The organism is Mycobacterium sp. NGS69 (assembly GCF_059812165.1).
In genome coordinates this window covers 426,470-439,092 of the sequence record NZ_JCALCD010000001.1, presented here as the reverse complement: position 1 = coordinate 439,092, position 12,623 = coordinate 426,470, and the positions used below count along the sequence as shown (strand labels likewise).

Genomic DNA, 12,623 nt, shown 5'->3' with positions numbered 1-12,623 from the left:
TCAGGTGAGCGGGTCGGCGATCGTCGACTCCGCCAGTTGCGACAGCCCCTCCCGCACGTGGCGGGCCCACATCGTGCCGATGCCGTCGACCGATTGCAGGTCGTTGGCGCTGGCCGCCAGCAGGCCCTGCAGCGTTCCGAAGGTCCGGACCAACAGGTCCGCGTGGGCGAACTGCAGCCGCGGGATGCCGGCCATCGCGCGGTAGCCGCGCGGGCTCAGCGCCGAGTCCTGCGCCTCGGTTGTCGTCGGGTATCCGAAAACCTTTGCCAGCGAAGTGAAGTCGAGCAGTTCGGTATCCGACAGGGCGTCCAGCTCGTCCAGGGTCGCGATCATCTGCGCCTCGGACAGCGGCTCGGGGCTGGCGTGGTAGTCGCGCACGATCAGTTCGCGGGCGAGATCGTTGCCGCCCAACAGCTCCTCGAGCTGCAGCCGCAGCTGGCGACCGTCGGTGCCGAGCTCGACGCAGTCGTAGTCGATCACCAGGCCGATGCGCCGGACCAACTCGAGCCGCTGCACCACCGTCATCACGTCGCGCAGGGTGACGAAGTCCTCGATCTCCATCCGGGACAGCTGCCTGCTGACCTCGTCGAGCCGGGTCTTGTACCGCTCCAGCGTCGCGATGGCCTGGTTGGCCCGCGACAGGATGGTGGCGGAATCGGCCACCACGTGGCGCTCGCCGTCGACGTAGACGGTGACGATGTTCATCGAGTGGCTGACCGAGATCACCGGGTAGCCGGTCTGGATCGCGGCCCGCTCCGCCGAGCGGTGCCGGGTGCCCGATTCGTCGGTCGGTATCGACGGGTCCGGAACGAGCTGCACGTTGGCCCGCACGATGCGGCTGCCGTCGGTGGACAGCACGACGGCCCCGTCCATCTTGGAAAGCTCGCGCAGCCGCGTCGGCGCGTACCGGACGTCGAGGGCGAAGCCGCCGTCGCAGATGGCCTCGACGTTCTCGTCGTTCCCCAGCACGATCAACGCCCCGGTGCGGCCGCGCAGGATGCGCTCCAGGCCGTCGCGCAGCCCGGTGCCCGGCGCCAGGCGGGCGACGGTCTCACGCAGTGTCGGACGGGTCACAGCGTGTCATTCTGCGGCCCCACTGCGTGGTGCGTCCAGCCATTACCGCGCCCGGCGATGGCTTTCATGTGTCGCAGCGCCGCGTCGATGGTCGGTGCCCGCAGGGCTCGCATCCCGTCCGGCACCATCTCGCGGCGAGGATCGTCGCCGTCGGGGATGAGCGCGATGCTGAATCCCTGACGCACGGCTTCACCCAGCCGTCGCTCCATGCCGCTGACCCGCCGCAGGTCGCCGGCCAGCCCCACCTCGCCGATCATCACCGCCGTCGTCGGCAACGGCAGATCGGAGTACGCCGAGGCCAGCGCCATCGCGACGGCGAGATCCGAGGACGGGTCGGTCAACCGCATGCCGCCCACGGTGGACAGGTAGATGTCGTTCATGGCGACGGCCAGCCTGCCGTGCTTCTCCAGCACCGCGGTGATCATCGCGGCCCGGGAGTGGTCGATCCCGCTGACGGCTCGGCGCGGCGAGCCGCCGCCCGGCGTCGCCAGCAGCGCCTGGACCTCGCCGATCAGCGGTCGCTTGCCGTCCAGGGTCACCGTGATCGCGGTGCCGGCGACCGGCGCCGGCCGCTGATCCAGGAAAAGGTGCGACGGGTCGGCGACGCCCTCGATTCCGTTGTCGTGCAGCGTGAAGCACCCGACCTCGTCGGCCGCGCCGAACCGGTTCTTGACGCCGCGGACCATCCGCAGCGCGCCGCTGCGGTCGCCCTCGAAGTGCAGCACCACGTCGACGAGGTGTTCGAGGGAGCGCGGCCCGGCGATGGCCCCGTCCTTGGTGACGTGGCCGACCAGGATCATCGCGACGCCGTTGGCCTTGGCGGCCGCGGTGAGCGCCGCGGTCACCGCGCGCACCTGCGTGACCCCGCCGGGGACACCGTCGGCCTCGGTGGTGGACATGGTCTGCACCGAGTCCACGATCACCAGCGCGGGCCGGACCGTGGCGATGTGTTCGAGCACGGTGTGCACGTCGGAATCGGCGGCCAGGTACACCTCGTCGCCGCCGCAGCCGATCCGGTCGGCGCGCAGCCGGATCTGGCCGGCGGACTCCTCGCCGGAGATGTACAGCGCCCGCCGGCCCGACTGGGCCCAGCGGTGCGCGACCTTGAGCAACAGCGTCGACTTGCCCACGCCGGGATCGCCGGCCAGCAGCGTGACCGAGCCGGGCACCACGCCGCCCCCGAGCACGCGGTCGAGTTCTCCTACGCCCGTCGAGCGGTGTTGGCTGGCGGTCGGCTCGATGGAACTGATCGGAACGGCCCGCGACGCCGCCCCCGCGGGACGCCGGGCGCGCCCACCCACCGCGGCGAGCGCGGGCACCTCGTCGACCGTGCCCCAGGTGCCGCATTCCAGGCAGCGCCCAACCCATTTAGCGGTGACGTGTTGGCATTCCGAGCAGCGGTATTGCGAGCGTGCATGTGCCACGTCATGACGGTATCGGGCCGGTACGACAAGCCCCGTAACGACAGGCCGCGTGGGTCAGGCGGGTTGCGCGCCCAGCCCGGCCGAAATCGGGACCAGCAAGGTGACCTGCCCGGCCTTCTCGAAATTGAAGGTGAAGTTGTACGTCAGGCCGTTGCTGATGGGCTTGGCCAGGGCCACCGTCGCCTTGACCGCGTTGTTGGCCTCGATCGGGCCCGGCGCCACCTTCGCGCCGTCGGGCGTGCCGATAAACAGCATGCCGCCGGCGGGCAGTCGGCCGTCGCCGCCGATCGTCACCGCGCCGACGTCGCTGGTGATGCTGATCAGCCGGTCCGCGACGTCGGGCGACTGGTTGACGGCCACCGCCACCAGGTTCACCGTCTTGCCCGGCTGCAGGAAGTCGCCGGTCTGGACGGCCTGCATGCGGACGTCGCGCAGCGCCACGTTGTTGACCGTGACCTTGTTGCCGTTGACCGCCGGTTCCTGGGTGGCCATCTGGGAGATCTGACCGGCTCCGCAACCGCTGAGCAAGGCGGCGACCAGGGCGACCAGTCCGACGACGGCGAAGCGGTTCACTCAATGCCTCCTGCTCGGCTGACGATGCAACTATGCACAGTAGTAGGAAGGTCTTCGCAGCGGTAGCGCAGGGCACCGGACCAGCGCGGCAGGGCACTGAAGGGGTGGCTGCTCGGACCCGCTCGGGACGGGCGTAGTGTGACCCCTTGCACGTCCAGCTTCCCCTGTCAACCCCTAATCCGCCCGCGTTGTGCCCCTGACCTGCACCGTTGTTCCGCACGCCTAGGGCCGCCGTGCTAGAATGAAGTAACGAAAGGGGCTCGAATCAGATGATCTTCAAGGTCGGCGACACCGTTGTCTATCCACATCACGGTGCTGCGTTAGTCGAGGCGATCGAAACCCGGACCATCAAAGGGGAGCAAAAAGAGTATCTCGTCTTGAAAGTCGCGCAGGGTGACCTGACCGTTCGAGTACCCGCCGACAACGCCGAGTACGTCGGCGTTCGGGACGTGGTTGGCCAGGAGGGCCTCGACAAGGTTTTCCAGGTTCTGCGCGCTCCCCACACCGAAGAGCCCACGAACTGGTCCCGCCGCTACAAGGCCAACCTGGAGAAGCTCGCCTCCGGCGATGTCAACAAGGTGGCCGAGGTGGTGCGCGACCTGTGGCGCCGTGACCAGGAGCGCGGCCTGTCCGCCGGCGAGAAGCGCATGCTGGCCAAGGCCCGTCAGATTCTGGTCGGTGAGCTGGCGCTAGCCGAGAGCACCGACGACGCCAAGGCGGAAACCATCCTCGACGAGGTTCTGGCCGCCGCTTCCTGAAGGCCCTGACGCTCTGGTGGCCGACAAGACCGGCGTCCCGGGCAAAGTAGTTGCGATTGTCCCGGCCGCGGGGTCGGGCGAGCGGCTGGCCGCAGGCATCCCGAAAGCGTTCTGTGAACTCGGCGGTCGCACCATGCTCGAATGCGCCGTCGCCGGGCTGCTGGATTCCGGCGCCGTCGACCACGTCGTGGTGGCCGTGCCGGCCGACCGTATCGACCAGGCCCGGCAGCTCCTGGGTGACCAAGCCGCCGTCGTCGCCGGCGGCGCCGACCGCACCGAATCGGTGCGCCTGGCGCTGGCGGCCCTGCCCGCGTCACCAGAGTTCGTGCTCGTGCACGACGCCGCCCGGGCGCTGACGCCGCCGGGGCTGATCGTGCGGGTGGTCGAGGCGTTGCGGTCCGGCCACGTAGCGGTCGTGCCCGCGCTGCCGCTGTCTGACACCATCAAGGCCGTGGATGCCAACGGGGTGGTACTGGGCACGCCGGAGCGGGCCGGGCTGCGGGCCGTGCAGACGCCGCAGGGCTTCGCCACCGATCTACTGCTGCGGGCCTACGAGCGCGCGGGGACCGCCGCTTTCACCGACGACGCGTCGCTCGTCGAACACGTCGGCGGCCAGGTGCAGGTGGTCGACGGCGACCCGCTCGCCTTCAAGATCACCACCCGGCTCGATCTGTTGCTGGCCGAAACGGTCGTGCGGCGGTGAGCGAGCTGCCGCGGGTCGGCCTGGGCACCGACGTGCATCCGATCGAACCCGGGCGGCCATGCTGGCTGCTGGGGTTGCTGTTCCCGGGCGACGACGGTTGCGCCGGGCACTCCGACGGCGACGTGGGGGCGCACGCGTTGTGCGATGCGCTGTTGTCGGCGACGGGGCTCGGCGACGTCGGGGCGGTCTTCGGGGTCGACGATCCGCGGTGGCAAGGCGTTAGCGGCGCCGACATGCTCCGCCACGTCGTCGCCCTGATATCGCGGCAGGGCTATCGGGTCGGCAACGCCGCCGTGCAGGTGATCGGCAACCGGCCGAGGGTCGGCCCGCGCCGCGCCGAGGCGCAGCAGGTGCTGTCCGGGTTGGTGGGCGCGCCGGTGTCGGTGTCGGCGACGACGACCGACGGGCTGGGCCTGACCGGGCGCGGCGAGGGGTTGGCCGCCATCGCGACCGCGCTCGTGGTGCGCAACCGCGTGGGTGTCCTGTAGGCCGGTCGGGCCAATTGGGCAGGTAAGCTGGCACGTCGTGACCGATCGCGCCCACTTGCGGCTACACGACACGGCGGCCGGTGCCGTGCGTGAGTTCGTTCCGCTGCGCAAGGGGCACGTATCCATCTACCTCTGTGGCGCCACCGTTCAGGGCCTGCCCCACATCGGGCATGTGCGCAGCGGGGTGGCCTTCGACATCCTGCGCCGCTGGCTGATCGCGCGGGGCTACGACGTCGCGTTCATCCGCAACGTGACCGACATCGAGGACAAGATCCTGGCCAAGGCCGCCGCGGCGGGCCGGCCGTGGTGGGAGTGGGCGGCCACCTACGAGCGGGCCTTTTCCGCCGCCTACGACGCCCTGGACGTCTTGCCGCCCTCGGCGGAGCCGCGCGCCACCGGGCACATCACCCAGATGGTCGAATTAATGGAGCGCCTGATCGAAACCGGCCACGCGTACGCGGCGGACGGTGACGTGTACTTCGACGTGCTCAGCTACCCGGAATACGGCGCGCTGTCCGGGCACCGGGTCGGCGACGTGCACCAGGGCGAGGGCGTTGCGACCGGCAAGCGCGACCAGCGCGACTTCACCCTGTGGAAGGGCGAAAAGCCCGGCGAGCCGTCGTGGCCTTCGCCGTGGGGCCGCGGCCGTCCCGGCTGGCACCTGGAATGCTCGGCGATGGCCCGCACCTACCTCGGGCCGGAATTCGACATTCACTGCGGCGGGATGGACCTCATCTTCCCGCACCACGAGAACGAGATCGCGCAGAGCCGCGCCGCCGGGGACGGCTTCGCCCGCTACTGGCTGCACAACGGCTGGGTGACCATGGGCGGCGAGAAGATGAGCAAATCGCTGGGGAATGTGCTGGCCATACCGGCGATGTTGCAGCGCGTGCGCCCGGCCGAACTGCGCTACTACCTGGGCAGCGCCCACTACCGGTCGATGCTGGAATTCTCCGAAACCGCGCTGCAGGACGCGGTGAAAGCCTATGTGGGAGTGGAGGAGTTTCTGCACCGGGTCCGCAGCCGGGTCGGTGCCTTCGAGCCGGGCGAGTGGACGCCGAAGTTCGCCGAGGCGCTCGACGACGACCTGGCGGTCCCGGTCGCGCTGGCCGAGATCCACCACGCTCGCGCCGAGGGGAACCGGGCGCTGGAGTCCGGTGACCACGAGGGCGCGCTGCAGCACGCCGGCGCGATCCGCGCGATGATGGGCATCCTGGGCTGCGACCCCCTCGACGAACGCTGGGAGACCCGCGACGAGACGTCGGCCGCCCTGGCCGCCGTCGACGTGCTGGTGCAGGCCGAAATCGAAAACCGGGAAAAGGCTCGCCAGCAACGCAATTGGGCGCTGGCCGACGAGATCCGGGACCGGCTCAAGAACGCCGGCATCGAGGTCACCGACACCGCCGACGGCCCGCAATGGACGTTGGGCGGTGACGTCAAGTAGATGGCCGGTAACTCGCGGCGCCGCGGGGCGGTACGCAAATCCGGCACCAAGAAGGGCCCCATCGTCGGCTCGGGCGGTCAGCGCCGCCGCGGCCTCGAGGGCCGCGGTCCCACCCCGCCCGCGCACCTGCGTCCCAACCATCCCGCCGCCCGGCGCACCCAGTCCCAGCCGCGCCGGCCCGCCAAGCGCACCGACGAGACCGAAACGGTGCTGGGCCGCAACCCGGTGCTGGAGTGCCTGCGCGCCGGCGTGCCCGCGACCGCGCTCTACGTCGCGCTGGGCACCGAGGCCGACGAACGCCTCACCGAATCCGTCTCCCGCGCGGCGGATCTGGGCATCGCGATCCTCGAGGTGCCGCGCACCGACCTGGACCGGATGACCACCAACCACCTGCACCAGGGCATCGCGCTGCAGGTGCCGCCGTACAACTACGCCCATCCCGACGACCTGCTCGCGGCCGCTCGTGAGACCCCGCCCGCGTTGCTGGTCGCGCTGGACAACATCTCCGATCCGCGCAACCTCGGCGCTATCGTCCGATCGGTCGCCGCGTTCGGCGGCCACGGCGTGCTGATCCCGCAGCGGCGATCCGCCTCGGTGACGGCGGTGGCCTGGCGCACCAGCGCCGGGGCCGCGGCCCGCCTGCGGGTGGCGCGGGCCCCGAACCTCACTCGGGCGCTTACAAACTGGGCCGACGGCGGTTTGCGCGTCATCGGGCTGGACGCCGACGGCGACACCGCGCTCGACGACCTGGACGGCACCGACCCGCTGGTGGTGGTCGTCGGCTCGGAGGGCAAGGGCCTGTCGCGGTTGGTGCGGCAGACCTGCGACGAGGTGGTCTCGATCCCGATGGCGGGCCGGACCGAATCGCTGAACGCCTCGGTGGCCGCCGGGGTGGTGCTCGCCGAAATAGCGCGCCAGCGCAGGGGTTGAGTTCTCTGGCCGAGCCGGGGGCACCTCCCGCTTGCGGAGGAACGCAAAAGCCCCCGACAGGCCGACGATTTCGGGGCTTTTGGTTCTGCTCGCTGGCCGTGCTTGCGGTGCTCCTCGCGCCGCCCGCCGCCGCACAACCGCCCGGCTTCGATCTGCAGGCCCACCGCGGCGGGCGCGGCGAGACCACCGAGGAATCGCTGCGGGCTTTCGCCAAGGCGCTCGAACTCGGTGTCAGCACACTGGAACTCGACATCGTCCTGTCCAAGGACAGCCAGCCGCTGGTGTGGCACGACCCGACGATCCAGGCGGACAAATGCGCCGACACCGGGCCGGCGTTCGCCGGCGACCCGGCCTACCCCTACGTCGGGAAGCTGGTGCACGCGCTCACCCTGGCGCAGGTCCGCACGCTCGATTGCGGCGAGCGCCTCGCGGAGTTCCCCGACGCGGAGGTGGTGCGGGGCAACAAGATCGCCACGCTGCCGGAGGTCTTCGCGCTCGCCGACTCGTATGGGGCGGCCGTGCGATACAACGTCGAAACCAAGGTCGAGGCCGACCACCCGGGCGCATCGGCCGAACCGCAGGAATTCGTCGACGTGATACTGGCAGCGGTCAGGGCGGCCGGCAAGCTGGACCGCGTCGAGATTCAGAGCTTCGACTGGCGAACCCTGCCCATGGTGCACCGCGCCGAGCCGTCAATCCCGTTGGTGGCCTTGTACGACGAGGAGACCTGGACGCCGGGTTCACCGTGGCTGAACGGGATCGACGCCGCCGTCGTCGGTGACCCGGCGATCGGGGCGCTGATGGTGGGTGCCAACGCCGTCTCGCCCAGGTACACATTGGTCACCGGCAAACCCTATGTCGACCACGTGCATTCGTTGGGCCTCAAGGTTATTCCGTGGACGGTCAACGACGCCGACGCAATGCGTCAGCAGATCGAGGACGGCGTCGACGGCATCATCACCGACTTCCCGACGCTGGCGCGCGGCGTGATGGCCGGGCTGGGCATGCCGCTGCCGCCGGCCTACCGCCGCGGTTAGCGCGGCAGACTGTCGGCCAGGACCCCGTCCGCGGCGTCGAGCGGTTCGGTGCCGCGCCGCGCGCGGGCGGTGCGCCAGATCATCCCCGGGCGCAGCAGCCGCGTCGCGGGGTCGACCAGCGAGGTCACCCTGACGAACTGATCCAGCACGGCGGGGTCGAATTCCGCCGCGGTGAGAACGCGATCCAGGTATCCGTTCAGCAGCCGCGCGGACAGCGGCGGGGTGCCCTCGATCTCGGGCAGCGCAAGGTCCGGGTTGGTCGACAGTTGCCAGGCCTGGCGGATCGGCACCGCCGCCGCGCGGAAGAAACGCCACGCCAAACCCTCTGTGCCGCTTGACAAGCAGTCACGCAGCGCCAGCGCCTCGAGCGCGGCCACGGTCATGCCCTGGCCGTAGACCGGGTTGAAGCTGCAGATCGCGTCGCCGGTGACCAGCAGGCCCTCGGGGAAGCGGCGCAATTTGTCGTAACGACGCCACTGACTGCACGGCATCTTGTGCCGCGCCGGCTCGCCGATCGGTTCGGCGCGTCTTACCGCATCGAGCAGGTGGGCGGGCGCGCAGTCGTCCACGAAGTCGCACATGGCCCGCAAGTCGCCGTCTGGCTCCTGGCCGGCGATGCCGATCACGGTGAACACCCACGTGTCTTTCTCACAGTGCAGCAAGCCAACCCCCCTCGGCCTGCCCGGCACGATCCCGACGAGGAAGCCCAGTTCGCGCGGCGCGTCCGCCGCCATGCGCAGCAGCTGGCTCGCGTAGGTCAAATACACCACCACCCGATCCTCGGGCGGGCGGTCGTATCCCAGGCCCTCCAGCCACCCCGGGGTGTGGGCGGCGCGCCCGGTGGCGTCGACCACCAAATCGGCCTTCAGCACGGCGCATTCGCCGGTTCGGCGGCTGACAACGCGTGCGCCCGTGACGCGCCGGTGATCGGGCGTCGCGGTCAGTCCGACGATATTGTGTTCGTCGCGCAGGGTGACGTTGGGGATGTCGCGGACCCGCCGGCGGACGTGACCCTCCACGAAGGGCCGCGTCGCGCAGTAGGCCGTGAACGAGGGGGCGGTGCCGTTCTGCGCCAACAGGTGCCCGCCCACGCTGTAGTGAAGCCGCGACAGGTCGTGCCCGTCGAAGTACTGCGCGCCGTCGAGCACCAACTCGTCGAGCACGCCGGGGAAGAATTCCTCGATCACCTGGGCGCCGCGGGGCAGCAGGGCGTGCAGGTGCCGGCCCTGCGGGACGCCCCGGCGGACATCGTCGGTGTCGGGCAGCGGGTCGCGTTCCACGACCGTCACCGTGTGGAAGAAATCGGCGAGCGACCGTGCCGTCAACAGACCGGCCATGCTCGCTCCCAGCACCACCGCGTGCTCTCCGATTTTGGTCTTGAGGTTCGCCACAATCCACCGCCTTCGCCGAGCCGCCAACTGACGAAAGTGATGCTCACAGCAAACTTTGGGCGCCGATAGCGTAGTCGGCTACCCGACTTCGGGGCCGGCATTGCGCGGCCAGCACCGAAACGCGGGTGAAATGGCCTGTTAGGCGCGCATACAACCGGTTATAGTCGCCGAGTGATCAGCGGCAAGCCGCTGACCGGGCGGGACGGCGAACTTGCTGTCGTCCGTCGCGCCCTGGGCGGCGCTGGCAACCACTCCGGCGTGGTGATCGCCGGAGCGGCCGGTGTGGGCAAAACCTGGCTGGCCCGCGAGGCGCTGCGGCGCGCCGAGGCGGCGGGTGAGCGCACGCAATGGATCGTCGGCACCGAATCCGCGCGTGCGCTTCCACTGGGAGCGTTCATCGGCTTGCTGGGCGAGGCGATGTCGGATCCGCTGGCCAACGTGCGGCGCGTGATCAATTCGTTTGTCGCACAACAGCGGCGCGGCCGCGTGGTGGTCGGGGTTGACGACGCGCACCTGCTGGACGGCCTGTCCGCGCTCGTCGTTCACGAGCTGGCCCGGTCGGGTGGGGTGCGGCTGGTGATGACCATCCGCACCGGCAGTGAGGAACCCGACGCGGTGACGGCCTTGTGGAAGGAGGGGTTACTGGCTCGCCTTGATCTCGAACCGCTTTCGGCCGCGGCCACGCGCGAGGTGATCGAGAGCACGCTGGGCGGTCCCATCGATGCGCGTTGCGCGGCCCGGTTCCGAAAGCTGACCGGCGGAAACACGCTGTTCCTGCGCCAGTTGCTTGCCGATCAGGTGGCGGCGGGGCAGATGCGGGAAGTCGCGGGGGTGTGGATGTGGGACGGCGACGTCGCGGTGTCGCCGAGCCTGTCCGACACGGTGGGCCGCCAGCTGGGCCGGCTCGGCCCGAAGCTGGCGCTGGTGATCGACATGCTGTCGCAGTGCGAGCCACTCGCCGTCGACGTGCTGTGTGACCTGGTGCCCCGCCGCGACCTGGCGGTCGCCGAAAGCATGGGCCTGGTAAGCGTCGAACGCACCGCTGGCGGGTTGATGGCCCGGCTGGCGCACCCGCTGTTCGGTGAGCTTCGCCGCGCGAGCGCCGGTGAGATGTATTTGTCGTCGATCCGGGGCAAGCTGGCCCGCCGGTTGGCTAAAAATGCCGACACCGACATGCAGGCCACCGTTCGCCGGGCGCTGCTGCGCCTCGAGTCGGATCTGGACCCCGAACCCGAGCTCTATCTGGAATCGGCGCGCCACGCCATGACGCTGCTCGATCTGGACCTGGCCGACCGGTTCGCGACCGCCGCCGCGCGGGCGGGGGCACCGGGGGCGGCCGGGGTGCGGGCGATGAACCTGGTCCTGCTGGGACGCGGCGATCAGGCCGAGGCCGCGCTGCGTGACTTGGTCGACGGCCCCGACGGTCATCGCTGGGCGACCATACGGGCGATCAACCTGATGTGGATCCTCGCCGAGCCCGCAGCCGCGTCGGCGATTCTCGATGACCTCGCCGGCCGCCCGGAGACCAAGGCCCAGGTGGCCGAGCGCGTGGCGGCGCAGGCCTGCCTGGACGCGATATTGGCGCGCTGCGAGTCGGCGGCCGAAGAGGCGCGGGTTGCCCTGGCTTTCGGCGCTCTGCCGGATCTGCACGCCCTGCTGGCCTCGCTCGCGTTGATCATGGCGATGGGAGCACGGGGTGAGGTCGACGACCTCGCCGCCGTCGCCGAGCAGGCGCTGCGACGCGCGACCACGTCGTTTCAGGCGTCGCCGTTGCGATTCTGGTTCGGCGCCGTGTACGGACGGGCCTGCCGGCTGACCGGACGCATCGACGAATTCGTCGGCACGGCCCGGCAATTGGCCGACTCGGCCCGCGACGTTCCCGGCCTGGCCTACGCGAACCTGGCCCTCCTGATCGGCAACGCCGACCTGGCCCGCGGCGCCGTCACCGACGCGGTCCGGCTGTTACACGAAGCGGTTGCGGGAGTCCAAATACACGCCGTCACAACGGGTTTGCGCGCGGCGAGCTACTTCGCGCTGGCCGAGGCGCACGCCAAGCTCGGCCAGGCCGGTGAAGCGAACGACGCGGCGGCCGGGGCGCGCTCGGCGGTGCCGGCCGACTACCTGTTCATGCACACCGGCCTGTCGCTGGCCGGCGGGTGGGCGTTGGCGGCAAGCGGCCGCCTGAGCGAGGCCGTCGCCGGCGCGCAGGAAGCGGCACAACTCGCCCGCCAGCGCGGCCAGCCCACCCACGAGTTGGCGTGCATACAGGCCGCGGCGCAGTGGGGCGACGCGTCCGGGGCGGCCCGCGCCGGGGAGTTGGCCGAGGCGCTGTCGCTGCCGCTGGCCGACGGGGTTGCGTTGCACGCCAAGGCCCTGCTCGGCGGGGACGGCGAGGGCTTGCTGGCGGCGTCGGCGGCCTACCGCGGGATCGGTGACAAGGCCGCGGCCGCTGACGCGGCGGCGCAGGCCTCCGTCGCGTTCGCCGCAGGCCAGCAGCACAAGCGCGCGCTCTATGCCGCGGCGGTGGCGAGGGAACTGGCCGATGAATGCGGCGGCCTCTGCACACCGGCCCTGCGCACCCCGGAGGGGCTCAAGTTGTCGGGGCGCCAGCGCGATGTCGTCGAACTCGTCGTCGCCGGTCTGTCCAACCGCCAGATCGCCGAGAAGCTGGTCATGTCGGTGCGCACCGTGGAGGGCCACATCTACCGGGCCTGCCAGCGGGTGGGGGCGCAATCACGCGAGGAGCTCGCCTCGATCGTGCGATCGGGACCGGCTGGCGGTTAGAACCGCAAGCGGGAGGT

At 70.5% G+C, this 12,623-nt stretch carries 11 protein-coding genes; 7 read left to right on the top strand and 4 right to left on the bottom strand.

Features of this window, described 5'->3' with window-relative positions; translation table 11 throughout:
* Genes disA through AC5Y2S_RS02280 form a run of 3 tightly spaced genes read right to left on the bottom strand, consistent with a single transcriptional unit; the run spans position 1 to position 3,071 of the window.
* The gene (gene disA, locus AC5Y2S_RS02290; RefSeq protein ID WP_499903844.1) at positions 1 to 1,074 is read right to left on the bottom strand and encodes a DNA integrity scanning diadenylate cyclase DisA; all 1,074 of its coding nucleotides are present in this window, start codon (positions 1,072 to 1,074) and stop codon (positions 1 to 3) included.
* A complete protein-coding gene (gene radA, locus AC5Y2S_RS02285) occupies positions 1,071 to 2,498 on the bottom strand; it encodes a DNA repair protein RadA (protein WP_499953538.1) in 1,428 nt (475 codons plus the stop codon). Before radA ends, disA begins: the two co-directional genes overlap by 4 nt.
* Before the next feature lie 54 nt (positions 2,499 to 2,552).
* Positions 2,553 to 3,071: a copper chaperone PCu(A)C domain-containing protein gene (locus AC5Y2S_RS02280; RefSeq protein ID WP_499953536.1), complete on the bottom strand. Its 519-nt coding sequence runs from the start codon at positions 3,069 to 3,071 to the stop codon at positions 2,553 to 2,555.
* A 269-nt stretch (positions 3,072 to 3,340) separates the two neighbouring features.
* On the opposite strand from AC5Y2S_RS02280, the gene carD reads away from it, so the two are divergent.
* The 6 genes from carD (at position 3,341) to AC5Y2S_RS02250 (ending at position 8,431) form a co-directional block, all read left to right on the top strand.
* Positions 3,341 to 3,829, top strand: coding sequence for an RNA polymerase-binding transcription factor CarD (carD, locus tag AC5Y2S_RS02275; RefSeq protein WP_007166539.1), 489 nt, complete (start codon positions 3,341 to 3,343; stop codon positions 3,827 to 3,829).
* A 16-nt stretch (positions 3,830 to 3,845) separates the two neighbouring features.
* The gene (gene ispD, locus AC5Y2S_RS02270; RefSeq protein ID WP_499953534.1) at positions 3,846 to 4,532 is read left to right on the top strand and encodes a 2-C-methyl-D-erythritol 4-phosphate cytidylyltransferase; all 687 of its coding nucleotides are present in this window, start codon (positions 3,846 to 3,848) and stop codon (positions 4,530 to 4,532) included.
* A complete protein-coding gene (ispF, locus tag AC5Y2S_RS02265) occupies positions 4,529 to 5,020 on the top strand; it encodes a 2-C-methyl-D-erythritol 2,4-cyclodiphosphate synthase (protein ID WP_499953532.1) in 492 nt (163 codons plus the stop codon). Before ispD ends, ispF begins: the two co-directional genes overlap by 4 nt.
* A gap of 37 nt (positions 5,021 to 5,057) precedes the next feature.
* Complete coding sequence (gene cysS, locus AC5Y2S_RS02260; protein WP_499953530.1) at positions 5,058 to 6,464, top strand: cysteine--tRNA ligase; 1,407 nt, start codon at positions 5,058 to 5,060, stop codon at positions 6,462 to 6,464.
* Positions 6,465 to 7,394: a 23S rRNA (guanosine(2251)-2'-O)-methyltransferase RlmB gene (gene rlmB, locus AC5Y2S_RS02255; protein WP_499953528.1), complete on the top strand. Its 930-nt coding sequence runs from the start codon at positions 6,465 to 6,467 to the stop codon at positions 7,392 to 7,394. It abuts the gene before it with no gap.
* Between the two features lie 92 nt (positions 7,395 to 7,486).
* On the top strand, positions 7,487 to 8,431 hold the full coding sequence (locus AC5Y2S_RS02250; protein ID WP_499954328.1) for a glycerophosphodiester phosphodiesterase: 945 nt from the start codon (positions 7,487 to 7,489) through the stop codon (positions 8,429 to 8,431).
* Here the strand turns inward: AC5Y2S_RS02250 and AC5Y2S_RS02245 are convergent.
* Positions 8,428 to 9,822 carry an FAD-dependent oxidoreductase gene (locus AC5Y2S_RS02245; protein WP_499953526.1) on the bottom strand — a complete coding sequence of 465 codons (1,395 nt, stop codon included), beginning with the start codon at positions 9,820 to 9,822 and terminating at the stop codon, positions 8,428 to 8,430. The two genes, AC5Y2S_RS02250 and AC5Y2S_RS02245, sit on opposite strands and share 4 nt — an antisense overlap.
* Before the next feature lie 171 nt (positions 9,823 to 9,993).
* Here AC5Y2S_RS02245 and AC5Y2S_RS02240 point away from each other — a divergent pair, with 171 nt between their 5' ends.
* Positions 9,994 to 12,606, top strand: coding sequence for a LuxR C-terminal-related transcriptional regulator (locus AC5Y2S_RS02240; RefSeq protein WP_499953524.1), 2,613 nt, complete (start codon positions 9,994 to 9,996; stop codon positions 12,604 to 12,606).
* Positions 12,607 to 12,623: the final 17 nt, after the last annotated feature.

What these genes read in the sequence shown, in the direction of transcription:
- carD (WP_007166539.1), top strand. Translation starts at nt 3,341, where the DNA reads ATGATCTTCAAGGTCGGCGACACCGTTGTCTATCCACATCACGGTGCT.
- rlmB (WP_499953528.1), top strand. Translation starts at nt 6,465, where the DNA reads ATGGCCGGTAACTCGCGGCGCCGCGGGGCGGTACGCAAATCCGGCACC.